The organism is Sporosarcina sp. P1 (genome assembly GCF_002743155.1).
Classification (GTDB): Bacteria; Bacillota; Bacilli; order Bacillales_A; family Planococcaceae; genus Sporosarcina; species Sporosarcina ureae_B.
In genome coordinates this window covers 544,888-570,547 of the sequence record NZ_PDYS01000001.1, presented here as the reverse complement: position 1 = coordinate 570,547, position 25,660 = coordinate 544,888, and the positions used below count along the sequence as shown (strand labels likewise).

Below are 25,660 nucleotides of genomic sequence, written 5' to 3'. Positions count from 1 at the left end.
ATCATAGCACTCGTGATAACTCCTACAACTAATGAAAATAGTAGTAAACCCAACATACCCAACACTCTTTTCCAGTTACTAGATTTTGTTACATACTATGTATACGGATAGGGTAGGAAATCGTTTCATATTTATTGAAATTGTAAAAAAAGTACCTTTGCACGAAACCTTCATGGATGTTTATACATTCACGTAAGTTTCTCACATAGGCACTCATTTTTAATATATATCTGAGAATTCATATTTTATTATCTCAACTCGATCAATATCAGTCGTATCTTCTTGGTTACTAGTTGTAGTATCTATTGTCTTAATAGGAAGTTCAATAGTAAATGTACTCCCTTTATCGAGAATGCTTTCTACGGTTAGACTCCCTCCATGAAGTTCAGCCATAGACTTAGCTAGAGGCAAACCAAGCCCAGTGCCTTCAGATATACGATTTAAATTTCTGTTTAATTGTATAAACTTTCCGAATATAGCACCCATACTCTCCTGAGCTATACCAATGCCTTCGTCTGTTACAGAAATTCTTACTGTTTGATAATCTGTTACCTCTAGCTTTATAAATATAACTTTACCCGTAATAGAGAATTTTATTGCATTTGAAATAAGATTGAGTAAAATTCTATCAAATTTATACACATCCAATGCGATGAAGAGTTCTTCCACATCTGGGTCAAATATAATTTGAATATCTTTAGACTTGGTGTACTCTGAAACTGATTGTACAATGCTATCTATGATCTCCACAATATTGTAATTGCATAAGTGTAATTCATTTAGTCCCGATTCTATTTTTGAAATATCTAATATATTATTTATGAGTTTGATTAGTCTAAAACAATTCCCTATTGTTGTCTTATTAATATTCAAAATATCGTCTCTACATTCTTCCAGGGAATCGTTTTCCAAATATAAATTCAGTAATTGGGCTCCACTAAATATTACACTTAATGGTGTCTTTAGTTCATGAGATGTGTTGATGAATAATTCTTCTTGGGCTGTAAGAAGTTTTTCCATTCTTTTGTTAGCTAATTCTTCATCGGAAATATCTAACCCCAAGGCAATAATCTTTTCTACTTCATTATTTTGATTGAACATAGGTTGAAAAATGGTTTTTGTATAGTGAGGAGTCCCATCTACACAAAAACTAAGTTTATGTGTATACGAGGATTTGTTTTCAATAGATTTATAGATTTCTTTTATCAATTCATCCACATCATCAGTTTTATAAAAATCAAAAAAACTTTTCCCGTATACATCTAATTCTGTATGGACTTCCGGTATTTCCCTTTTAAAGATTTCAAATGCATAATCATTAATATAAGTTATTTTGAAGTCTTTGTTAGAGAATGACGCATAGTAAAGTGAAATATCTTCTACATTTTCCTGCAAGGCTTTATATTCTTTCGTCTTATAAATATTTTCTATATTTTTATAGATGGGAATATCACTGTCTACATTTCCTTGCCCAGTATAGTTAGGCGTTCCATCACATCCAAAATAAGTAGTGAAAAATTCACTTTTCACATATGCCATTTCACTAGTTACTGAGTGTATATCCGGAACCTGCTCTGGGATAGGTTGGGATAGGTTTTGCCTGCCGACTTTATTTATATCGGTAGCTCGTCCGTCTCTATCTATGCCAGGTATAATAGTTGACATATTATCTACTCTATCTACAGTACGTGCAATATCTGGTGTATGGCTAACTAATAGTTCCATTTCGCCTCTTTGTTTAGTAGTAAGTTTTCTTTCACGGGTCCTGTCTGTCACATCGTAAATAGAGAATAGTACATACTTGTTGTGATCTCCACATATCATTTTTACATTTATATCCCAATACGTCGGTACTCCATTTGAACTTATTGATTCTACCCCAAATTCATGCAGAGAAATGCCTTGTTTTAATAAATCTATAATATTATTCGAAAACGAAGGATGTTTACCTAGTGGATTTTCCGAAATCATGTTCATTAAGGATAATGTATGAATATAGTTCTCATCATGTTGTAGAAGAATACCCTCCGGATAGCTAAATATTGCTACAGATCCATGTTTATAAGTATCAGTACAAATAAAGTTATCTAATGTGAATTTTAATGCTGAATCTTTTATCTCTTTAAAGGAATAGATTTTAACGTCTTCTTTATTGATGATTTCAATACTTATTTCAACTTCCATTGGCAAATTATTACTAGTGAAAATATATAAATAATCTGTCGCTTTAATCTCCTGAATAGATATTTGGTGTTCAGATCGTAATAATGCGTCTATATCAGTAAGGGATTTTCCTACTACATCACACTCTTCATATCCAGTTAACTCGAGGAATCCATTGCTCACGTAATGAATTATATGGTCTTTAGTATATAGATGTGGGTTTTTAACTACTCTCTCTACGTCATTTTTCATAACCTCTCACCTCCATGTTTTATATTTTACTGCTATTTGGTAATATTTTGAAGTATTCAAATTAAGTTTACTTATTATACCATTAAACGAGATGAAAAGGTACCAGATCCCTTCATTTGCGGGATGCTGATACCTTTTATTTTTACATATTTGCTGTTGCCAGGCTCACGTACTTTATTAAAAAATACACATTACTAAAGCCATGCTCTTTTATACTTCCTTAGTAGGAGTTTCTTTCTTGCAAAAAGTAGCCAACACAGGCTTCACTTCCAACTCCGTCTCATCATCCACTGCATGCGCGTTCATTCGAATTGTCAGCAAGAACGCCAAAGCGAGTAATACACTGCACATAATTAGCCCGAGAGGAATTTGCTCGAAGCGGTCGATGATCCAACCACCGATACCCGGTCCAAGCAACTGTCCTGCCGCGAAGAAGAACGTTACATAGCCGAGAGCAACGGGTGCATACGTCGGATGTACTTGTTCTGTAGATAACGCTTGGCAGAGCGACAGCATCCCGACAATTGTCGCACCCCAAAGGAATTGACTGACGATGAGCCCGCTATATACGGGGAAAATAACCGGAATGATAAGTGACACTGCACCAATTCCAAGTGTCGCGAGCAACGCAGATTTTCGCCCGATACGATCAGAAACTTCGCCCCATAACGGACCACTGAAAATCGCCATGATTCCGCTGATCGCCATGATCTGCCCTGCTTGGAATGTAGACAGCCCGACTTCGAGAATATAGCTAAACAAGAAACTTTGTGGTACCAAATACGCAAATCCAACCAATCCATAGATGATTGCGACTCGAAGTACACGTGTATTGAAGTAGACTTTCTTCCAAAATGAATGTTCCTGCGTTTCCTTAGCTAGTAACGGTATCGGTGGATCACGTAAAATAATCAGCGCGATTATGATAGATACGATCGACACAACACCATAGAAGAACCATAAATAGCGCCAGCCCATATCGCCAAACCATGTGGTGAAAAACGGAATTAACGCGCTGGAAATCAGCGTTCCTAGCCCCATGCCGCTAACGAGAAAGCCGATCAGCATGCCGCGCTTCCTCGGAAACCAGCCGACGAGTATCGTAATGAGCGGCGTATAGGTGAATGCAGTTCCTATTCCGAGCAGAAGCATGGCGAAAAGTGTCCAGTTATAGCCTGCGACGAACGATAACATAAACAGTCCAAATGAAACGAGTCCCGTTCCAAAAATCACAAGCTTTTTCGCCCCGTATTTGGTCACGAGCAATCCTACAAAAATCACCATCAGCAAATAGCCAATTGACACCGTTGTGGCGAGCAGTCCTGCTTGTTTATAAGACATCGCGAGGTTCTCTTTCATGAAAGGCATAATGATTCCATATGACATCCGTCCAAAGCCGAGAGAACTGACCGTGACGGCGACGCTTGCAAATGCGTATTTCCAAATGTTTTGATCATGTTCTTTAGCTAGCATACAAATCCCACCCTTTTTAGCGTTCATTATAAATTTTCTAGTAATGGTATTTGCTCAGAGTGATGTCAGGGTGTTAAATCGTAGTAGGTTTGGTAACATTTCTGAGGCCTTTCATTTATGTCTAATGTGTGAACTCTATCATTCACACTATAGCATTTCTGATAGAATATTCCAACTTCTTTATAAAGTAGTTTATTCTATTTTACATAATATTATTATTTGTGGATCTAGGTGAAAAGTAAGTGGGTTGGCACCGTTGATCGACGTTCCAGGCGGACGCTTTCCCGAGGGCGTGGCTTGAGCCGCTTCCTTCGCTTCGCTACGTCCAGGGTCTCAAGGCGCACGCTGATCCTCTGGGAGTCGCCTTCCACTTACGATCAACTACTTTATTATTCTATCGATAAATACATGTAAAGAATGTTGCCAGAATCAAACGTCGGCCATTTTCCAGCATCATAGTGAGTCCTATTACGTAACGTATTTTTATTTCCCATTTCAAAAAACACTGCCGCCACAAGTCGTATCATAACGACTTGTAGCAACAGCGCTCTCCATACAATCTTACTTTTTATAGAAAAACGGTTTCCCGATGGTTTCGACTACGCTAGGTGCCAATGCGTAGAGTCTACTTGTCAGACCGGTGATTTTTGGCAAGTTCACTTCACGTCTAGGTCGCTCGATTGTTTCCATAACGGCACGCACAACTGTATCAACCGACAGCAACTGGCTGCCCATCGCTTGCTTGTAGCCGCCCGTGACGTCTGCTAGCTCGATGAACGGTGTATCGATCGGTCCTGGATGGATGACGGATACATTGACGTCATAAGGCGCCACTTCCATACGCACAGCATTCGTATAGCCAATTAGCGCGTGTTTTGTTGCGGCATAGACCGATGTTTTGGGTGTCGCAACCTTCCCTGCTTGTGAACCGATATAGACGAGATGACCGTGCTTGCGCTCGATCATAGAAGGTACCACACGAGCGGTCAGTTGCATGGGTACGAGTACATTCGTTTCAAGCATCGCATACGTGTCTTCATCGGTCGTTTCATGCGCCAAGTGAAACTTCCCGACCCCAGCTGAAAATACGATGAGGTCAGGTGTTCCTACGCAAGATACAAGCCAATCGAGTTGCTTCGTATCTCGTAGATCGGCACAATATCCTTCTGCACCGAGTACGCGTAACTCTTCTAACGCCTTCGCATTGCGACCTGTCGCGATGACGCGGTAATTGTTCAACACTGTCATGCGCTTCGCCAGTTCAAACCCAATTCCGCTCGTCGCTCCCGTGATCAGCACGGTTTTAGATGCGGACATAGTGATGAACTCCCGCTGAATCGGCCGTTTCTGAGATTAATTCTGCTGCCACTAGGTAATCCAGCTGCCCGATGGTTTCAGACAGCGTCAGCCCCAACTCTTTCTCATATACTGCTGGGAATAGGAGCTTCGTCACGTCAAAGACTGTTTTAGATTCGTCTAACATAGCGAGAACTTTCATGGCGCGGTCGTGCTGCTTCCCCAAGCGTTCGGTTATCAGCTCATGGGCTTGGGTAATCTCACTGCCATGACCTCCGTAAACGAGTGACACCGGTAAATCCAACAAACGTTTTAGTGACGCATTGTATTGAAGCAACGACTTCGGACGTCCTTGTTCTTTCTTAAAGGGTGGCTCAATTAATGGATTGGATGACACTTTCTCTAACAATAAATCGCCACCGATCAGAATACCTTCTTTTTCATTGAATAATGATAAATGACTTTGTGCGTGACCTAAAGACTCTTGGACTTTCCACCCTGGATGTCCTGGCAGCTCGTCACCTTCATTCATCATGCGATCGACGGGACGCCCTCCCATCAAGTCGACGGATCGACGGAATCGTTTCACCCATTTCAAATATTGTTCCGGCACACCTTCTTCTACTAATGATTGTTCATAGAAACGGTCATGACGATCCAAAAACTCTTTATCGCGTGTTAGCCAATAGTTTAAATACGGATGACCGAGAATTTCTGCACGATCAAACATCTCGACCAATCCACAGTGATCGGGATGGTGATGCGTGACAAATACTTGCTCTATATCTTGGAATGTATAGCCCATTTCTTTTAATTTCATCTGCAACACTTCACGTGCTTCCGGCGTTTTCGTCGCCGCATCTACTAACGTCAGTGTGTCGCCTTTTAGTAAAAAGCAGTTCACGTCACCTACCGCAAATGGTGTAGGTGTACTAATTTTTGTGATCATATACTGTTCCCCCTATTAAATGAATGACTGTTCAGTCTATTGTACTCTTTCTTTCGATGTACGTCACGTTTTGATTGTTCATTTACCGAAAGATATTTCGCGCAAAATGAAACCATTTTGCCTATTCTTCGTATGGTATACTACATGAAATCGCATGATTTACATAATGACGTCGAGTTGGAGGGATTACAGTGGGATTTTTTAATATGTTCAAAAACCAATTTATCGAAGTAATCGAGTGGCAAGCACAGGATGCCAATACGTTAGTTTATCAGTTCCCCGTGCATAATAATGAAATTAAAATGGGGGCAGAGCTGACGGTCAGGGAATCACAAGTCGCGGTCTTCGTCAATGAAGGGGAAATTGCGGACGTATTTGGACCAGGACGTCATATTTTGTATACACAAAACATGCCCATCCTGACGAAGTTGAAATCTTGGAAATACGGCTTTGATTCGCCGTTTAAAGCGGAAGTATATTTCATTAATACGAAACAATTCGTCAATCAAAAATGGGGCACATCGAATCCCATTATGATGCGTGATCCGGATTTCGGCATGATACGGCTTCGGGGTTATGGGATTTATTCATATCGGGTATCTGAGCCGACCATTTTCTTGCGCGAGTTGTTTGGAACGAACAGTTCGTATGATACGAATTCTATTGAAGGTCATCTAAAGAAAATGATTATTTCTGGATTATCCGATTTATTCGCAGAATCTCAACTACCTGCGCTCGATCTATCTATGCATTACGACGAATTAAGTGAAAAAGGCAAAGAGAAGATGATGTCTCGTTTCGCTGCATTCGGTTTCGAGATCACATCACTCTATATCGAAAACCTATCGTTACCAAAAGAAGTAGAACAAGCGATGGACAAGCGGACCTCTATGGGTGTACTCGGCAATATGCAGCAATACCAGCAATATCAGGCGGCTGAAGCGATGCGGGATGCCGCTCAGAATGAAGGTGGCATGGCAGGCGCAGGTGTCGGGATGGGGGCTGGTATGGGCATGGGTCAAGTCATGGCAAATGCGATGAATCAAAACCAACAGCAACCTCAAGCACAAGCCGCGACAAAATCCTGTCCGCATTGTCAGGCTACGATCAACGCCGATGCCAAGTTCTGTGGTCAGTGCGGAAAATCTGTTGAAACCGATAAAGTACCTTGCGTGAAGTGTGAGACCATGATTCCAAAAGACGCGAAGTTCTGTAGCGTTTGCGGTACATCTCAAGCCACAGAGAAAATTTGTCCTGCATGCTCACATGCCAATCTGCCGGGTGCGAAATTCTGCGCAGAATGTGGTGAGACGTTAGACGAAAAGTGAGGGATGGACGTTGACTTCATTTGATGAACAACACACAGTAGTAGAAGATACTGAAAATATCAAATGCCCTTCTTGTGGCGGCAACACAGAATATAATCCGGAAACACGGGGCTTGAAATGTCCTTTCTGTAGTCATGAAATGCCGATTGAAGCAACGTTCGACCATCATGTGGAACTGGATTTCAAGGAAGCGGGAAATAATCTTCAACATCTATGGAATGAAGAGAAACGTGTTTTTTCCTGTGATAACTGCGGAGCGGAATCCGTACTGGACGCACATATCGTTGCGGATTTCTGCTCATTTTGCGGATCTTCTCACATATCCGTCACGAATCACGACGCCGGCATACAACCGGGGTTATTGATTCCGTTTCAAGTTTCCGAGGAACAAGCACAGGCGAAGTTCAAGGACTGGATCAAAGGGCACTTCTTCGCACCGAACGCATTAAAAAAAACGTATCGAATGAATAAAATATCTGGTGCCTATTTGCCTTACTGGACGTATGATAGTCAAACACAGTCACACTATGTCGTACGTGTCGGAAATTACTATTATGTCACCGAAACACGGACCGTCTATGAGGATGGTAAGGCGAGACAAGTAACCGAGCAAGTACAAAAAATTCGTTGGCATCAGGAAAGCGGCAATTACCGTGAATTCTTTGATGATATTCTAATCAAAGCGTCTAACACTGTCGACCCGAAATTATTGCAGAAAGTACAGCCTTTCCAATTAACGAGTCTGACCGATTATAAAGTGGAATATATGTCTGGTTTCCTTGCTGAGCGCTATTCCGTTTCATTACAACAAGGATTTTCGCAAGCAAAGGACGTGATGACTAAAGGAATCGTCAACGGGATCGAACACAGCGTTGCCGGAGATATCGTACAAGTGGTCAATGTCTCGACAGATTATACCGCTATTACATATAAACATATTTTATTGCCGATTTGGATTTCCTCTTTTCATTTCAAAGAAAAAGTCTATCAATTTATCGTCAATGGACAAACGGGGAAAGTGTCCGGAAATTATCCGCTAAGCACGATGAAGATCGTTTCGTTGGTCATCTCGATTCTGATCGTTTTATTCATCATCTACTTGTTCGCCAGTAGCTAATGGCAGTTTGACATTTCAATTAGTACATGACATAATCATGGAAATAGTATGAAACGGGCATTGAGGAAGATCAGTAGACGGGTGATGGATAGAAGAGAGCATGGCCGAGGCTGCAAGTCATGTATCCCACTCCCCTTTGAACCTCCTTCCGAGCTGTCGTGGAAACACGACCGTACCTTCTGCGATAAAGAAGACTTGAAGTTGTGCTGTCGTAAACAGCAAATTTAGGTGGCACCGCGGAAACCGAGCGTTTTCGTCCTGAAACACAGGACGGGAGCGTTTTTTTATTTTGGGAGGATGTTAGACATGGAAAAGATTTTATTTGTAGGCGCCGGTCAAATGGCAGAAGCAATTATTGCGGGGATTATTAAGAAACGTGTCATATATGAAGATAATGTCTATGTCATGAATCGTTCAGATGCAGAACGTTTAGATGAACTGGAGTCGCGTTATGGTATTACGAAAGTGTGCGAAGACCGAGATTTCATTAAAAAAGTCGACTTAGTCGTGCTCGCAACGAAGCCGAAAGATGTAGCGAAAGTGATGGAGGATATTGCACCCTACCTTGGAGAAGATACGACAGTCCTCTCTGTCATCGCAGGTATTTCCATCGATACATTTGAAAAAGGCCTCGGCAAACGTCCGATTGCACGCTCGATGCCGAATACGTCCGCAACAATTGGAAAATCAGCAAGCGGAATTGCGTTTAATGACGCAGTTTCAGAAAGAATGCAACAATCTATTTTGAGCTTGTTGAGTGCAATCGGTGTCGTCAAAGTCGTCGAAGAAGATCATCTGCACGCAGTCACAGCCCTTTCAGGTAGCGGGCCAGCGTATATCTACTATTTAGTAGAAGCAATGGAAGAAGCAGCGGTAGCGCAAGGCTTAAAGGCGGAGGATGCACGCGAATTAATCGTTCAAACGATCTACGGTGCTGCCTCCATGTTGAAGAAAACTGGCGAAGAGCCTAGTATACTGCGGGAAAATGTAACGAGCCCTGGCGGTACAACAGCGGCAGGTTTACGATCGCTAGAAGATCACAACTTCAAGACCATTATTTCGGACTGCTTGATCAGTGCAGAAAACCGTTCACGTCAATTGGGCGCTGTGAAATAATATAGGAATACGACACTCGAGGAAAATGATTTCTTTGAGTGTCTTTTTTAATGAGCGGGACACGGGCCGTTATGAGCGGTTGCGGGGCTGTATAGAGCGTATAGGTTGCCCGATAGAGCACTCAAGCTGCTTGATAGAGCGCATAGGCTGCCCGATAGAGCGCTCAAGCTGCTTGATAGAGCGCATAGGCTGCCTGATAGAGCGCCAAGGCTTTCTGATAGAGCACTTAGACTTCCGGATAGAGCGCATACGCATCCCCATAGAGCGCTCACACTGCACGATAGAGCGCATACGCATCCCGATAGAGCACTCACCCTGCCCAATAGAGCGCTCCACCGGCTTTATAGAGCGAATACGCGGCAACATAGAGCACTTCATCCCCTTTAACACAATCACAACAATCAAAAAAAGCTGATCACAAAAAGTCACTGGCATTACGACTTCTTGGATAGCTCTTTAATTTTTTGCAAGCTTTATTAATTCTCCGTGTTTCCACTGATAACGCGTAAAATCATCTGCAATCGAAATAGCCTCGAATACAGCGGTTCCTTCTGCTATGAAAGCTGGCATTTCACTTGGCATGAACCGTGCGCTAATATGGTTGGCAATAAGGTTTTTCGCATTCGCTTCCTTCGCGATGGTTGCTGCTTCGACAATCGTTGAATGACCGAATTCCTTGGCACCTGCTGCATACTCATCGGTGAACGTCGCTTCATGGATCAAAATATCGGCGTCTCGTGCCAGTTCAACTGACGCTTGGCAGTACGACGTATCCCCAATAACGGTAATGACGAAGCCTTTTTTCTTATCTGTCGTAACGTCTTGACTGTATACGGTCTGTCCATTCTCAAGTGCCACATCAAAACCATCTTTCAATCGCTGCAACAAAGGTCCTTTCGGAACGCCTTGCTCGATCGCTTTGTCGATCAATAATGTACCGGGTAACTCTTTTTGTTCAATACGGAAGCCAAAACTCTGAATGACATGTTGAACTTCTTTGGCATAGACTTTGAATTCATCCGTTTCGAGAATCATGCCGTCATGAATTTCATGCACATTCAACTTGTAAGGCAAGTACGTTCCCGTTAATTGATACGTATGTTGTAGCCACTCTTTCAAGCCCGCAGGACCGTAAATATCAACCGGATCATCTCCACCTAAAAATGCGCGTGAGCTAAGAAATCCTGGTAATCCAAAAATATGGTCGCCGTGCAAATGCGTGATGAAGATTTTCGTAATCTTCTTCGGCTTGATCGCGCTATGTAGCAATTGATGCTGCGTCGCTTCGCCACAATCGAATAACCAGTTTTCCTTATTCTCATCTGTCAAATCTAGAACGAGTGCTGACGTATTGCGCTGTTTTGATGGCATCCCTGCACCTGTCCCTAGAAATTCTATATCCACATACATGGCCTCCTTGCTATTTCTTCGTATATCCTTTTTTAATAATACCATTTCCGAAACGCTGCGTCAGACTTGACATCAACTGATCCACTTCGTATTCCTTTTGTTGTTGCTCAAAGTTTTCGAATGTCAGTTGCTTGACCATTTCAGATCGTTCGATGACATTCGCCACCGTAATACCTAGCAAGCGGATGGGCTCATAGTTCCAATGTTGCCGAAATAATTGAATGGCTACTTCTGTAATGTCTTCCTCCAGATAGATAGCTTGTTGGAGCGTTCTACTTCTTGTGGTATTTTGCCAGTCGGCATAGCGCATTTGAATGCTGATTGTTATTCCGGCTAGCCGTTTGGTTTCCAGTCGTGCCGCCACTTTTTTCGCAAGCCGTTCAAAAATCGGAATACAATCTTCTAGTTCCGTTAGATCAACAGGCAATGTAGTGGAACTGCCAATACTTTTACGTTCTTCTGCACTTTCGGGGTCGATAGGTCGTGTGTCAATTCCGTTTGCCCGTTGTTTAAGGCGCAAACCATTTTTACCAAGCAACGCTTCCAACGTAATTTTTTCAGCAGTGGCCAAGTCGCCTATCGTTTTAATAGCTGCACTATGCAATTTTTCTTCCGTCCGTTTACCGATTCCGTGCATTTCAATGACTGGTAGCGGCCACAGCATTTTCGACACTTCTCGTTTACGTAAAATGGTAATACCCATCGGTTTTTTAAAATCAGATGCTGTTTTCGCAAGGAATTTATTCGGCGCAATTCCAATCGAACAAGGTAGATCCAGTTCTGCTAAAATACGCATTTGGATTTCCCGCGCCAAGTCGTATGCACGCGTCAATCCGCCAATATCGGTCGTATCGATATAAGCTTCATCAATGGAAACAGGTTCAACCCATTCGGTATAGCTTCGCAAAATATCAAAAACCGACTCGGACATTTGTCGATACAGATCATGCCGTGGCGGAACGATCGTTAAATTCGGACAGAGTCGTTTAGCTTCTCCTACCGTCATCGTCGTGTGCACACCAAATGCCCTTGCCTCATATGAACAGGTGACGAGAATCCCTCTGCGTTCTTTCGGGTTGCCCGCGACTGCTAGAGGAATACCTTTTAATTTAGGATTCGCAGCTTGTTCAACTGAGGCAAAGAAGCTGTTCATGTCAAGGTGCATAATGACTCGTGGATTAGAGATGATCGGACCCGCCATGTCAACACCTATCTTTCCTCGGAATTAATTATGTAATAGGAAAAAGCGGCAAACTGACTTCAGTCTGCCACTCTTTCCATTTTATCAAATGTATGTTCTTTTTGCCTACTAATTTGATTGCTGCTGTTCTTTCATGTAACTGGATATTTCATCCATACCATGGAGTGAATCTGCCATACTATTTGGATCGATAACCGTCACTACACGGTCTTCTAGATTTGCTACTGTTACGAAGTAAGGTGTCTTGGAATACGCTTTTAGTGCAGTAGATGTTAACCGATCTTCTGGCAAGTCAAGGATTTCTTTTGCATCTAGCACTAATAAACCAACTTCCAACTGATCCGTTTTCACGACGACTACGTGAGATTCAATATCCCGCGGTGTTGCCTGATGATAGAGAATCTCACTTAAATCAAGAATTGGCACCAGTTCGCCACGCGATTTCATCAATCCGAGTAAATACGATGGAAGATGAGGGATCGGCGTGACGTACTCCAATTTCTCGATAGATATCACCGATTCTACTGGAAGTGCGTATTCTTCATTGCCTGTCCGCACAATCACAGTTTGCATAATTATACCTTCTTTCAAGGCTCTTTGTTGAGACTGTTACACTGTGTGGATTGCTTGACCGACAATCTCAAGTACTAATTCCGTCAGCTTTTCCAACTCTTTCACCGGCATGCGTTCGTTTTTCGTATGAATCTCTTCATACCCAACAGATAATGTCACAGTAGGAACACCCATCCCGTTGAAGACATTACCGTCACTTCCGCCGCCACTCGTCATAATCTTCGGTTCACGTCCTACGTTGCGGATGGACTTCATCGCGACTTGCACGACTTCTTCGTCATCTCCGATTGAGAAACCAGGATACATGAGTTCTGTTGTCGTTTCAGCTTTGCCGCCGAGCGTTTCAGAAGTCGTGGCAAATTTCTCGACCATTAAGTCGATTTGTTTCTTCATTTTATCGGGATTGATTGACCGAACTTCCGATAAAATGAAAGCCTCTTCACAAACGATATTCGTTGCTTTTCCACCTTCAAAACGACCTATATTGGCAGTCGTCTCTTCATCTATCCGGCCAAGTTTCATGCCCGCAATCGATTTAGCAGCGAGTGAAATCGCAGAAATTCCTTTTTCAGGGGCTACACCAGCGTGAGCTGTTTTCCCATAGATGGTCGTCCATAATTTTGACTGGTAAGGGGCCGCTGTAACAATACCGCCTACTTCTCCGTCACTATCGATCGCGAAGCCATATTTCGCTTGTAAGTAGTCCGGATTCATCGCTTTTGCGCCTACTAATCCGCTTTCTTCACCCGCTGTAATAATGAACTGGATCGGACCATGCGGCTTGTTTGACTCTTGGATTACTTTCGCCATCTCGAGTAAAGCGGCAATTCCAGCTTTGTCGTCGGCACCTAAAATCGTCGTTCCGTCACTGTAAATATAGCCATCTTCTTTGACGATTGGCTGAATGGATTGTCCTGGAACTACCGTATCCATATGGCATGTGAAGAAAATCGGATCCGCATCAGCAACTGTACTTGGCAAGTTGGCAATTAAATTACCCGCACCATGACCTGTCTTTTCCGCTGTATCATCTTCCGTTACGTCAAAGCCCAGTTCTTGCAATTTTTTTGTAAGAATATCTGCAATATTTCGTTCGTTTTTAGTTTCAGAATCAATTTTTACTAACTCCAAAAATTCTTGAAGTAATCGTTGTTTATTCAAGATGAAAGACTCCTTTGATTATAGAGGTATGTTGCCGTGCTTTTTCTTCGGACGGTCTTCGTGCTTATTGCGCATCATTTCAAGTCCTTGAAGCAATTTAATTCGTGTTTCGCGTGGATCGATTACATCGTCGATCATGCCATGTGAAGCTGCAACATATGGATTCGCAAACTTTTCACGGTATTCTTCGATTTTCGCAGCACGAGTTGCTTCCGGATCGTCACTGCTTGCGATATCGCGTGCGAAGATAATGTTCGCTGCCCCTTCAGCACCCATTACGGCTACTTCTGCATTTGGCCAAGCGAAGACTAAGTCTGCACCGATTGATTTAGAGTTCAAGGCGACATATGCGCCACCGAAAGCTTTACGCAAGATCAAAGTAATTTTTGGCACAGTTGCTTCCGAGTATGCATACAGAATCTTCGCTCCGTGACGAATGATTCCGCCGTGCTCTTGCTTAATACCTGGGAAGAAGCCTGTCACATCTTCAAATGTGATCAATGGAATATTGAATGAGTCACATGTACGAATGAAACGTGCAATTTTATCAGATGAGTCAATATCAAGTCCGCCCGCCATCACTTTCGGCTGGTTACAGACAAATCCAACTGTCTCACCTTTCATGCGTGCATAGCCTACTACTGCGTTCTTTGCAAACTCAGGCTGAATTTCGAAGAATGATCCTTCATCCACTACTTGTTCCAACACTTTTCGTACGTCATATGGACGAATCGTTTCGTAAGGTACCGTATCCGCCAAATCTTCACGATAATCATCTTGTTCTTCAACTGGCTGAATGGGTGTCTTTTCCGTGTTGTTCTGTGGCAAATAGGTCAATAATTCGCGTGTTTTTTCCAATACTTCCTCTTCACTTGCCCCACGAAGATGCGCGTTACCGCTGATCGTGTTGTGAACTTTCGCTCCACCCAGATCTTCAGAAGTAATTTTCTCGCCTGTCACCGTTTCAATAACTTTTGGTCCTGTGATGAACATCTGGCTTGTTTTATCCGTCATAATAACGAAATCTGTAATCGCAGGTGAATACACCGCGCCACCCGCACAAGGCCCGAGGATAACAGAAATCTGTGGAATCACTCCGGAATAGATCGCGTTACGGTAGAAAATTTCACCGTATCCATCAAGAGACAATACGCCTTCCTGAATACGTGCGCCACCAGAATCGTTAAGACCGATGAATGGTGCACCATTTTTTGCAGCCAAATCCATAACATTGGCAATTTTCATTGCGTGCATTTCACCGAGCGCTCCACCAAATACTGTGAAGTCTTGGGAGAATAAATAGACAGGACGTCCGTGGATTTTACCGTAACCTGTTACGACACCGTCGCCAGGTCCTTCCAGCTTGTCCATGCCAAAATCACGTGTACGATGAACAACAAATGGATTCAACTCTACGAAAGTACCTTCATCAAGTAGTATTTCGATACGTTCACGCGCAGTAAGTTTACCTTTTTCGTGCTGCTTCATAATTCGCTCATCGCCGCCACCCAACTCGATTTCGCGTTTTTTGTCGTAAAGTTCATTAATTTTGTCGTAAATGTTCATCTATTATTCCCCCTTAGTCTTTTCACATAATTCATAGAGCACGCCATACGATGATTTAGGATGCAAAAATGCTACTTCTGCTCCGCCAGCACCTGGTTTGGGTTCATCTGAAAGTAGTTGAACGCCCTTTTCTTCCAATTCCCTCATTCTTGAACGAATATCCGTTACACCAAATGCGATATGGTGAACCCCTTCACCGCGTTTTTCAATAAACTTCGCAATGGGACTAGTCTCCGTCATCGGTTCAAGTAACTCAATCTTGACGTTATGTGCATCAATGAACGCTACTTTAACCCCTTGGCTAGCAACTTCTTCAATAGCAATGACTGTCAATCCGAGTGTATCTATGTAATAGTTAACTGATTCATCTATACTTTTTACAGCAATCCCTATATGATCTACTTTGTTCATAGCACATTCCCCTTTTACTACGATTCTACTACCTGAACATATAACAGCCATTCTAGTTGTGAAAATCCTTATTTCTGTTAAAATAGAAAGAAACCAATTCCAACGCGTAAGGAGTTTGACTGCATGAGTAATAAAAAAATCCAAAAAACAGTTGTCTACTTGATGATTATCGCCATGATTGCATCTACCATGGTCATGGGTCTCAGCATGTTCTTATAATCTTAATGACAGTTCGCATATTTGCATATGCGAACTGTTTTTTATTACCTTTCAGCGTCTGTCGAGACTAAACGGCGCATTCCGCTTTCGTTTATTACAGTTCCTCGCAGTGTTCTTCAAATTGTTCTTGAAGATTGACAACGACTGACATCGGATCATGTCCTTCGATTTCAAAACGTCCTACTTCACCGATCAATTTGCCGTCTTTTAGCAAAGCGAATGAAGGAGAAGATGGAATGTGATCTACACCGAAGTGCATACGTGCCTGTGCAGTTGCTTCTTTGTCTTGTCCAGCAAATACTGTTACCAAGTGATCAGGGCGCTTGTCGTAATGCACTGCGTGTGCAGCTGCTGGACGAGCGATTCCGCCGGCGCATCCACAAACGGAGTTCACCATGACTAATGTCGTACCAGGTTGCTTGAATGCTTCCTCTACGTCCTCAGGTGTTTTCAATTGCTTGTAGCCGCTCGCTTCCATTTCGGATCTCGCTTGGTTTGTCATATCGTTCATGTAAAAATCAAAGTTCATAGTCATTTTACAGTATCTCCTCTCTTGTACTCTATAATTGTGACAGCCTCTTCAGTTTCGCTTTAACACATCGCTGATAATAAATAGACTATCCTCTTCAATCATAGCATATCCTTGCAGAAATTAAGAAGAAAACAATCGGTCAATTGCTCCAGTTACCGTTAAATGACCGTCGAGCAATTCTTCCTCAAGTGCCTTCACCTGCGTTTTTCGTCCTTGCTCTGAGAAAAATGAATCAATCAAGTGATCTCGGATCATCGCATGGAACCAATCGCGTGTTTGATGCTGACGTCTTGTGTCCCAATGATTCTTTTCTTTCATTTCCTTTTCAAATTCCAAAACCGTTTCCCATACCGCTTCCAAGCCGGTCTTTTCTATAGACGAAACCGGTTGTACTTTCGACGTCCATTCAGGAGAAGCAGGTTGCAGCATATGCATGATTCGTGTATATTCACGCACCGTTTTTTTGACTAACGGCTTATTGGCACCATCATTCTTATGCACGACAATACCATCCGTCAGCTCCATGATCCCCTTTTTCATTCCTTGGAGTTCGTCACCAGCACCAGTCAGCACAAGCAATAAGAAATAATCGACCATTCCGCGGACAATCGTTTCACCTTGACCAACCCCTACAGTTTCAATCAAAATGACGTCATATCCCGCCGCTTCACAAAGCAGCATCGTTTCGCGAGATTTCTTATGTACACCACCCAGTGTACCGGCTGATGGAGAAGGTCGGATAAAAGCATTCTTATGCCGTGCCAACTCTTCCATACGCGTCTTGTCACCCAAGATACTTCCGCCAGTCAGTGTAGAACTCGGATCAATCGCAAGCACCGCCACTTTATGGCCCATATCTGCAAGCATTAGACCGAACGCTTCGATGAATGTACTTTTCCCTGCACCCGGCACACCTGTAATCCCAATACGTATACAATTGCCCGTTTTGGGTAGAAGGCTAGTCAACACTTCCTGACCGACCTTCTTATCGCTAGGCTTCGTACTTTCAAGCAACGTAATACCCCGTGCTAAATACAAACGAGAGCCATTTTCTATTTCCTGTTGCAATACATCCAAGTTTTTATGAGATGGATCTTTCTTAACAAAGCGTTTACGTGAAGAGGCAACAAATCCATCATGTGTGGATTCTATTCCGCGCATCACATGCATTGCTGATTCATCTCGTCCGTTTTGTTTTTCTGTCAATCCGTCACTTCCTCATAGCCAAGCTGTCGGTAAATTTCCTCGATGACTTTTTGAGCCGCCACTGGAATGACTGTACCCGGACCAAAGATTGCCGCTGCGCCATTCTTGCGCAAGAAATCGTAATCCTGTGCCGGAATCACGCCACCTACTACGACTAAAATATCTTCACGGTTGATTTTCTTTAGTTCTTCACGCAATGTTGGCACCAATGTTTTATGACCTGCTGCCAGTGAACTGACACCGATGACATGCACATCATTTTCCGCCGCCTGCAAAGCTGTCTCTTCTGGTGTCTGGAATAAAGGACCGATATCCACGTCGAAGCCTAAATCGGCGAATGAAGACGCGATAACTTTCGCTCCACGGTCATGTCCGTCCTGACCCATTTTCGCAACCAAAATACGTGGACGACGTCCTTCATTTTCCAGGAACTCATCTGTCATATCTTTCACTTCTTGGATTTCTTCTTCATTTGAGAAGTTGGCGCTATATACACCGCTCACTGATCGGATCACCGCCTTATGTCTGCCGGATACCGATTCAATCGCATCCGAAATTTCACCGATTGTTGCGCGCGCTCTTGCTGCGTCTACAGCCAGTGCAAGGAGGTTTCCTTCACCGCTCTTAGCTGCCTCCGTGATCGCCGTAAGAGTAGCTTGAACTACTTTCTCATCGCGCTTGTCCTTCATATCGTTGATGCGGTCAATTTGCTTCTGACGTACCATCGTATTGTCGATGTCCAAAATATCAATCGCATCTTCCGTATCCAAACGATACTTATTGACGCCGACAATCGTTTCCGCTTTCGAATCGATTTTCGCCTGGCGCTTCGCCGCTGCTTCTTCAATTTTCATTTTCGGCAAGCCTGTTTCAATCGCTTCCGCCATGCCACCGAGTGACTCAATTTCACCGATTAATTCCCATGCTTTGTCCATTAACTCTTCCGTTAATTTCTCCACATAGTATGAACCGCCCCAAGGATCGATGACTTTTGTCATCATCGTCTCTTCTTGTAAAAATAACTGCGTGTTACGAGCAATACGAGCCGAGAAGTCTGTCGGTAACGCGATGGCTTCATCCAATGCGTTGGTGTGCAGTGACTGCGTGTGACCCATAGATGAGGCATTTGCTTCAACTAACGTACGGGTTACGTTATTGAATGGATCTTGCTCCGTCAAACTCCAGCCTGAAGTTTGGGAGTGTGTACGCAATGCCAGTGTCTTTGGGTTCTTCGGTTCAAACGACTGCATCATCTGCGCCCAGATCTTGCGTGCCGCTCTCATTTTCGCTATTTCCATATAGTAGTTCATGCCGATCGCCCAGAAGAATGACAAACGAGGTGCGAATGAATCGATATCGATACCCGCCTTCAAACCTGTACGAACATATTCCAAGCCGTCTGCAAGTGTATACGCAAGCTCGATATCCGCAGTCGCGCCTGCTTCTTGCATATGGTAGCCCGAGATTGAAATCGAGTTGAATTTCGGCATATTTTCAGATGTATACGAGAAAATATCCGCAATGATTCGCATCGACATGGCCGGCGGGAAGATATACGTGTTCCGTACCATATACTCTTTCAAAATATCATTCTGTATCGTACCAGAAAGTTTCTCAGAACTTACACCGGACTCTTCAGCCGCTACGATATAAAATGCCATAATCGGCAATACCGCACCGTTCATTGTCATCGATACCGACATTTGATCAAGAGGAATACCCGCGAATAAAATCTTCATATCTTCAATGGAGTCGATGGCAACACCCGCTTTACCTACGTCTCCCGTTACACGAGGATGATCGGAGTCATAGCCGCGGTGAGTCGCAAGGTCGAACGCTACAGAAAGTCCTTTTTGCCCCATCGCCAAGTTTCTACGGTAAAACGCGTTACTTTCTTCCGCGGTAGAAAACCCAGCGTATTGACGAACTGTCCAAGGACGCGCAACATACATCGTTGGATACGGTCCACGCGTGTTCGGTGCAATGCCTGGGAAGTCTTTCAAATGCTCCGTGTTTTCAATGTCTGTTGCTGTATAGACAGGCGCTACATTGATTCCTTCATTCGTTAAAAAATTCTCTTTTGACAATGCTTGCTGTGAGAGTTCATTGAGTGATTGCTCTATATTCACTTTATGAAAATCAGGTTTACTCAACGGAAAGACCTCCTTTAGTTTGCATAATAATAGTATTTAGCTTTTCGATCTTATCCTGTCCTGCGAAAATGAAACCATTCAGTCCATTGGCAATCCACTGATCCGCTGTTTCTGATGGATATTTACCTGCTGTATCGATTGAACAGTTTCCTTTATAGGAAGCTAAGAAGTTGGTTACGGCTTCTTCTGTATCGGCAGCCGATGCACAAATTACTGCATAATCTGGCTGTTGCTGGTCGATCCAACTGAGCGCTTGATCGTTTGACTCGAAAGAAGGACTCCATGTCGCTTCGATACCGCCAACTGCCAAGAATCCACTGACGAAATCTGCACGAGGTTTATAATCTTTCAACGCACCGAAGTTGAGCAATACAGTTTTCGGCAACTCGTCTTTTTGCTTGGAACGAATATGTTCAAATGGCTCTGCCAATCGTTTTGCTACAGTCACGGTCGATTCATCCGCATAATTCACGTCTGTCAACTCCGCGTAGACATTCGTACCAATCAATGTCTTCTTACCCGTGGCCATTTCTTTCTGGCGTTGCGCATAAAGTTTGCTTAATTCACCAGACTGCAAGAAGGCTTGATACCCGCCATTCTCTTCAATCTCTAGGAACTTTGCCCATGATTTGCGAATTAATTCAGTCGTTAACGATTCAATGAAATAGGAACCGCCCGCCGGATCAAGTACTTGATCGATATGCGTTTCTTCCTTCAAAATCAATTGAATATTTCGGGCGTAACGATTCGAGCTTGGAGACGTTCCAGTCAATACATCATGCGGTAATACGGTCAGCCAATCCGCTCCACCTAAAACAGCCGCGAATGCTGAATTTCCACCACGTAATAAGTTTACATACGGATCGAGTTTCGAGTATGAGCGCAGTGAAGTAATCCCGAGCAAAGGCACTTGCTTCGCGTTTTCCACACCATATGCTTCATTGAATAATTTCCATAACACGCGAAACGCACGGAACTTCGCGATTTCCATGAAGAAGTGTGTGTCAGCAGCAAATCGTGCATAGAAGTCGTTTGTAAATTCTTCAAATGAAGCAGCTTCCTCTGCCAGTTCAGCAGCAATTGAAAGTGATAGCGCGAGTTCTGTTACCGCGTCTGCTCCTTCATGATGCACACTCCATAAATCGGCGCCCTTTGTACGGACTCCCGGGAATCCTTCTAGCACTAACGGAATCGCGCTAATACAAATTCCTGTAACGTCCTTACGCTTTGTTTCTTCTATATAATTGAAAGCTTGCAATATCGGATCATCGCTTTGTATTTCAGTGAATAAAATCGGATAGTGTGTAATCAGTTCAGCTACTTGCTTAATGTCTTGTTCCGCCCAGACTAAAGGCTTCAGTCCATTGTAAGCGATTGCTTCATTGCCCCGGGCCAAAGATTCTTTCATCTGCTCTACGAATTGTTCCCCATTTGTTGCACTGACAGGTTGTGCGACAGTCCAGCCGAATGCAGGCTTCGTGACGCGTGAAAGTTCCAATTGGTCCAGATCCTCTTTAGTGTAAAGTGGCTTGAGGTCAATGCCTTCAATCGTTTTCGTGTATAACGATTCAAAAGGCTTTCCTTTTAGAGATAAAACAGCCGCTTCTTTCCATTCAGTAAAGTTGGGGGCTGTAAAAGTAAATGTTTTCATATCATGTATAGGCATACTGGTGCTCCTTCCCCTCTTAAAAACCATTAATAGTTCTAGTGTATCGCAGAGTACGTTATGAAGGAAGAGGAAAATCAGAAGTTTCCGTCTAATTTTATTATACTCATACGAATTGATGACTTTTTATGCGCGGCTATAGACTTTCGCTTAGCAAGTGGTTAAAGGAAACGCGACGCTGATCAACAGTGTATCGTTTTTTAATTGGAAAGGTGAATAATGAATGAATGCCAATTCGTTAGCGCTCATTAATTCGTGTAAGCGATCATTCTTTCTCCGTAACCGCTCTTACCTTCCAACAAGCGCTCATACCTCATCCAAACCCGCTCTATATTCATCTCTAAGCGCTCATAAAGCTTCTCCAACCGCTCATACCACAATAATTCCTCACGTCATCTTGGACATACTCTGCACTTGAACTTACATTAGCAAAAAACACAGCAATCATTCACACACTTCCACAAGTAATTGATCTGCATCCAACCACTAATTTCCCTTTACCATCCAAAAACAACCTCCAAAACAATTTTGGAGGTTGTCGAATTTTAATATAAAGAAGTTTTATCTTTAGCCATACCTTCCAACAACTCTTTCACACGTGCAAGGAAACGTCCACAGACGAGTCCGTCAAGCACACGGTGATCAAGCGATAAACAAAGGTTGACCATATCCCGTGCAGCCATCATGCCATTGTCCATAATAACTGGACGCTTGACGATCGACTCCACTTGCAAAATAGCAGCCTGCGGATAATTGATAATCCCCATCGACTGAACAGATCCAAATGAGCCAGTATTGTTGACCGTGAACGTACCGCCTTGCATCTCTGTTGATTTCAGTTTGCCGTTGCGTACTTTTCCAGCCAACTCATGTATTTCGCGACCAATACCTTTAATGGTCTTTTCATCCGTCCCTTTGATGACAGGAACGTATAACGCATCGTCCGTTGCTACCGCAATCGAAATGTTAATGTCTTTTTTCATGACGATCGTATCGCCTGCCCACATCGAGTTCATTTCCGGATATTCCTTCAATGCTTGCGAAATGGCTTTGATGAAGAAGGCGAAGTACGTCAAATTGAATCCTTCTTTTTCTTTGAATTCCTTTTTGACGCTATCACGCAGCAAGACAAGTTCCGTTACGTCCACTTCTATCATCATCCAAGCATGTGGCGCTTCGGTAACAGAACGCACCATATTGTTTGCAATTGCGCGTCGTACACTCGTTACCGGAATTTCAATATCACCATTTTCAAGTTTCACATTTGACGAGACAGATTGTTCAGGAGCTGACTGTTTCTCCGTAGATGCCACTTGTTGTGGCGACTCTTCTTGAACAGCAACTTCTTGTATGGTTGGTCGCGATTGTACTCCGCCACTTTCAATGAACGCTTGAATATCTTTTCGCGTAATACGTCCTTCGCGTCCCGTGCCACTTACTTGAGACAAGTCAATGCCATTTTCTTGAGACATCTTCAGCACAGCAGGAGAAAATCGGCCTGCTGCCTTGCCTCCCGCTGCGGGTTGTGACTTCGTTTTCGGTGTTTGTTGCAGTGCAGGTTTTTCAGCTGGTGCTTCTGCTTTAGGTGCTGAAACTTGTACAGGTTCTTCGACGTCGCCTTCAATTTCAATCAAACAAACCGTCTCGCCCACTTCAATCGTATCGCCTTCATTTGCGATAATTTCTTTGATCGTCCCCGAGAATGAAGAAGGGACTTCAGCTGTGACTTTATCGGTTGTCACTTCCGCAAGCGAATCATATTTTGATACCGTATCACCGGGAGCGACAAGCCATTTTTCGATAGTTCCTTCTGTTACACTCTCACCCAGTTTCGGCATAGTAATCTTTTCAATGCCCATATCCTTACGCCTCCTTAGTTAAAATTCCGCTAAATCCCTTGCTGCTTTTTCGACCTTTTCAGGATTCATCATAAAGAACTTTTCCATAGAAGGGGCATATGGCATGGCAGGTACGTCGGGTCCTGCTAATCGCTTGATTGGCGCATCCAATTCAAATAAACAATTTTCTGCAATAATCGCAGAAACTTCACTCATGATGCTGCCTTCTAGGTTATCTTCTGTCACCAATAGAACTTTGCCTGTTTTCGAAGCGGCCTCAATGATCGCTTCTTTATCTAATGGATAGACTGTACGTAGGTCCAAAATATGAACAGAAATATCATCTTCAGCTAAACGTTCTGCAGCCTGCAGTGCGAAATGAACACATAGTCCATACGTGATAATCGTTACATCTTCTCCTTCACGCTTCACATCTGCTTTCCCGATCGGCAATACATAATCATCATCCGGAACTTCGCCTTTGATCAACCGATACGCGCGCTTATGCTCGAAGAATAGCACGGGATCTTCATCGCGCACTGCCGCTTTTAGCAAACCTTTCGCATCGTAAGGAGTGGATGGAATGACAATTTTCAAGCCAGGTGTTGAAGCAAACATTGATTCAACGGACTGTGAATGATATAAAGCTCCGTGAACGCCACCACCAAAAGGAGCGCGAATGACGATAGGACAAGTAAAATCATTATTCGAGCGATAACGGATTTTCGCTGCTTCAGAGACGATCTGATTGACCGCTGGCATAATAAAATCAGCAAACTGCATTTCGGCAATCGGACGCATACCATACATTGCAGCACCAATCGCAACTCCTGCGATTGCTGACTCAGCGAGAGGTGTATCAAGCGAACGGTATTCACCGAATTGATCGTATAGACCAGTTGTTGCTTTAAACACACCACCTTTACGGCCAACATCTTCTCCAAGTACGAATACTTGGTCGTCGCGTTCCATTTCTTCTTTCATCGCCAGGTTGATCGCATCTATAAATGAACGAACGGCCATTATGCTTCGCCTCCCTTTTCTTCATAGACATAGCGCAGTGCATGTTCTGGCTTCGCGTATTCCGCCAGTTCCGCATACTCTGTCGCTTCATCGACCTGCAGTTTCACTCGTTCTTCAATCTCATCATACTTTTCATCCGTCAAGACGTTAACTTCTTTCAGATACTGAATGAATGACAATAACGGATCTTGTTTTCTTTCGTCTTCCAACTCTTCTGCATCTCGGTATTGACGTTGATCATCATCTGAAGAGTGTGCAGTCAGTCGATAACATACCGCTTCGACTAATGTCGGACCTTCTCCGTTTCTAGCTCGGTCTGCCGCTTTTTTTACTACTTCATACACTGTCAGCGGATCTCTTCCATCTACAGTGTAGCCTGGCATACCGTAACCAATTGCACGATCGGAGACATTCTCACAAGCTATTTGTTTACTTATAGGTACGGAGATTGCATATTTATTATTTTCCACCATAATCACTGTAGGTAACTTATGCACACCAGCAAAGTTCATACCTTCATGGAAGTCTCCCTGATTGGAAGAACCTTCACCAAGAGTCACGAACGTAATGAAGTCTTCTTTATTCATCTTTGCGGCGAGTGCTACACCGACAGCATGTGGTAATTGCGTTGTAACAGGTGAAGATCCTGTCAAAATACGATTCTTGCGTTGACCAAAGTGACCTGGCATCTGCCGTCCACCGGAGTTCGGGTCTTCCGCCTTGGCGAAAGCCGATAACATCAAATCTTTCGGCGTCATACCAAAATGTAAGACAACTCCCATATCACGGTAGTACGGTGCAATCCAGTCCTTTTCATTATTCAAAGCGAATGAAGCCCCTACCTGTGCCGCCTCTTGTCCTTGACAAGAGATGACGAACGGAATCTTCCCCGCACGGTTTAGCAACCACATTCTCTCATCTAAACGACGGGCCATCAGCATCGTCTCATACATTTGCAACACGTCTTCATCTGTCAAACCCAATTCAATATGCCGATTACTCATTCC

General features: G+C 43.4%; 21 protein-coding genes. 4 read left to right on the top strand and 17 right to left on the bottom strand.

From position 1 onward, the window contains the following. Positions 1–219: 219 nt before the first annotated feature. From CSV73_RS02855 to CSV73_RS02840, 4 genes are all read right to left on the bottom strand, one after another. Positions 220–2,415: a sensor histidine kinase gene (locus CSV73_RS02855; protein WP_099626567.1), complete on the bottom strand. Its 2,196-nt coding sequence runs from the start codon at positions 2,413–2,415 to the stop codon at positions 220–222. A 210-nt stretch (positions 2,416–2,625) separates the two neighbouring features. Continuing rightward, a complete protein-coding gene (locus CSV73_RS02850) occupies positions 2,626–3,888 on the bottom strand; it encodes a YbfB/YjiJ family MFS transporter (protein ID WP_158232274.1) in 1,263 nt (420 codons plus the stop codon). 561 nt (positions 3,889–4,449) lie between these two features. Next, positions 4,450–5,205: an SDR family NAD(P)-dependent oxidoreductase gene (locus CSV73_RS02845; protein ID WP_099626565.1), complete on the bottom strand. Its 756-nt coding sequence runs from the start codon at positions 5,203–5,205 to the stop codon at positions 4,450–4,452. Continuing rightward, a complete protein-coding gene (locus CSV73_RS02840) occupies positions 5,192–6,133 on the bottom strand; it encodes an MBL fold metallo-hydrolase (RefSeq protein ID WP_099626564.1) in 942 nt (313 codons plus the stop codon). The genes CSV73_RS02845 and CSV73_RS02840 overlap by 14 nt, the downstream gene beginning before the upstream one ends. Before the next feature lie 191 nt (positions 6,134–6,324). On the opposite strand from CSV73_RS02840, the gene CSV73_RS02835 reads away from it, so the two are divergent. The 3 genes from CSV73_RS02835 to proC all read left to right on the top strand — a co-directional run bounded on the left by CSV73_RS02835 (position 6,325) and on the right by proC (position 9,694). Then, positions 6,325–7,461 carry an SPFH domain-containing protein gene (locus CSV73_RS02835; protein WP_099626563.1) on the top strand — a complete coding sequence of 379 codons (1,137 nt, stop codon included), beginning with the start codon at positions 6,325–6,327 and terminating at the stop codon, positions 7,459–7,461. A gap of 10 nt (positions 7,462–7,471) precedes the next feature. Beyond that, positions 7,472–8,578 carry a TFIIB-type zinc ribbon-containing protein gene (locus tag CSV73_RS02830; protein WP_099626562.1) on the top strand — a complete coding sequence of 369 codons (1,107 nt, stop codon included), beginning with the start codon at positions 7,472–7,474 and terminating at the stop codon, positions 8,576–8,578. Between the two features lie 306 nt (positions 8,579–8,884). Continuing rightward, complete coding sequence (proC, locus tag CSV73_RS02825; RefSeq protein ID WP_099626561.1) at positions 8,885–9,694, top strand: pyrroline-5-carboxylate reductase; 810 nt, start codon at positions 8,885–8,887, stop codon at positions 9,692–9,694. Between the two features lie 456 nt (positions 9,695–10,150). Here the strand turns inward: proC and rnz are convergent, their stop codons facing one another. The 6 genes from rnz to mce all read right to left on the bottom strand — a co-directional run bounded on the left by rnz (position 10,151) and on the right by mce (position 16,016). After that, on the bottom strand, positions 10,151–11,098 hold the full coding sequence (gene rnz / locus CSV73_RS02820) for a ribonuclease Z (protein ID WP_099626560.1): 948 nt from the start codon (positions 11,096–11,098) through the stop codon (positions 10,151–10,153). Positions 11,099–11,114: 16 nt separating this feature from the next. Beyond that, on the bottom strand, positions 11,115–12,305 hold the full coding sequence (locus tag CSV73_RS02815; RefSeq protein WP_099626559.1) for a DNA polymerase IV: 1,191 nt from the start codon (positions 12,303–12,305) through the stop codon (positions 11,115–11,117). A 108-nt stretch (positions 12,306–12,413) separates the two neighbouring features. After that, a complete protein-coding gene (locus CSV73_RS02810) occupies positions 12,414–12,878 on the bottom strand; it encodes a chemotaxis protein CheW (RefSeq protein ID WP_085130538.1) in 465 nt (154 codons plus the stop codon). 36 nt (positions 12,879–12,914) lie between these two features. After that, complete coding sequence (locus CSV73_RS02805; protein ID WP_099626558.1) at positions 12,915–14,039, bottom strand: M20/M25/M40 family metallo-hydrolase; 1,125 nt, start codon at positions 14,037–14,039, stop codon at positions 12,915–12,917. Between the two features lie 18 nt (positions 14,040–14,057). Further along, positions 14,058–15,605, bottom strand: coding sequence for an acyl-CoA carboxylase subunit beta (locus CSV73_RS02800; protein WP_085130534.1), 1,548 nt, complete (start codon positions 15,603–15,605; stop codon positions 14,058–14,060). 3 nt (positions 15,606–15,608) lie between these two features. Beyond that, positions 15,609–16,016 (bottom strand): methylmalonyl-CoA epimerase, encoded by a 408-nt coding sequence (gene mce / locus CSV73_RS02795; protein WP_085130532.1) that lies wholly within the window; start codon positions 16,014–16,016, stop codon positions 15,609–15,611. Between the two features lie 123 nt (positions 16,017–16,139). On the opposite strand from mce, the gene prli42 reads away from it, so the two are divergent. Next, entirely contained in the window at positions 16,140–16,235 is a 96-nt protein-coding gene (gene prli42 / locus CSV73_RS16410) for a stressosome-associated protein Prli42 (RefSeq protein ID WP_157111209.1), read from the top strand. A gap of 94 nt (positions 16,236–16,329) precedes the next feature. On the opposite strand, the gene CSV73_RS02790 is transcribed toward prli42, so the two are convergent. The 7 genes from CSV73_RS02790 to CSV73_RS02760 all read right to left on the bottom strand — a co-directional run bounded on the left by CSV73_RS02790 (position 16,330) and on the right by CSV73_RS02760 (position 25,657). After that, entirely contained in the window at positions 16,330–16,770 is a 441-nt protein-coding gene (locus tag CSV73_RS02790; RefSeq protein ID WP_099626557.1) for a BrxA/BrxB family bacilliredoxin, read from the bottom strand. A 117-nt stretch (positions 16,771–16,887) separates the two neighbouring features. Next, a complete protein-coding gene (gene meaB / locus CSV73_RS02785; RefSeq protein ID WP_085133512.1) occupies positions 16,888–17,937 on the bottom strand; it encodes a methylmalonyl Co-A mutase-associated GTPase MeaB in 1,050 nt (349 codons plus the stop codon). A gap of 32 nt (positions 17,938–17,969) precedes the next feature. Then, a complete protein-coding gene (gene scpA, locus CSV73_RS02780) occupies positions 17,970–20,126 on the bottom strand; it encodes a methylmalonyl-CoA mutase (protein WP_085130528.1) in 2,157 nt (718 codons plus the stop codon). Beyond that, positions 20,119–21,792: a methylmalonyl-CoA mutase family protein gene (locus tag CSV73_RS02775; protein ID WP_158232273.1), complete on the bottom strand. Its 1,674-nt coding sequence runs from the start codon at positions 21,790–21,792 to the stop codon at positions 20,119–20,121. Before CSV73_RS02775 ends, scpA begins: the two co-directional genes overlap by 8 nt. 545 nt (positions 21,793–22,337) lie before the next feature. Further along, positions 22,338–23,651: a dihydrolipoamide acetyltransferase family protein gene (locus CSV73_RS02770; protein WP_099626555.1), complete on the bottom strand. Its 1,314-nt coding sequence runs from the start codon at positions 23,649–23,651 to the stop codon at positions 22,338–22,340. 18 nt (positions 23,652–23,669) lie between these two features. Then, the gene (locus CSV73_RS02765; protein WP_085130522.1) at positions 23,670–24,653 is read right to left on the bottom strand and encodes an alpha-ketoacid dehydrogenase subunit beta; all 984 of its coding nucleotides are present in this window, start codon (positions 24,651–24,653) and stop codon (positions 23,670–23,672) included. After that, on the bottom strand, positions 24,653–25,657 hold the full coding sequence (locus CSV73_RS02760; protein WP_099626554.1) for a thiamine pyrophosphate-dependent dehydrogenase E1 component subunit alpha: 1,005 nt from the start codon (positions 25,655–25,657) through the stop codon (positions 24,653–24,655). Before CSV73_RS02760 ends, CSV73_RS02765 begins: the two co-directional genes overlap by 1 nt. Between the last annotated feature and the right edge of the window lie 3 nt (positions 25,658–25,660).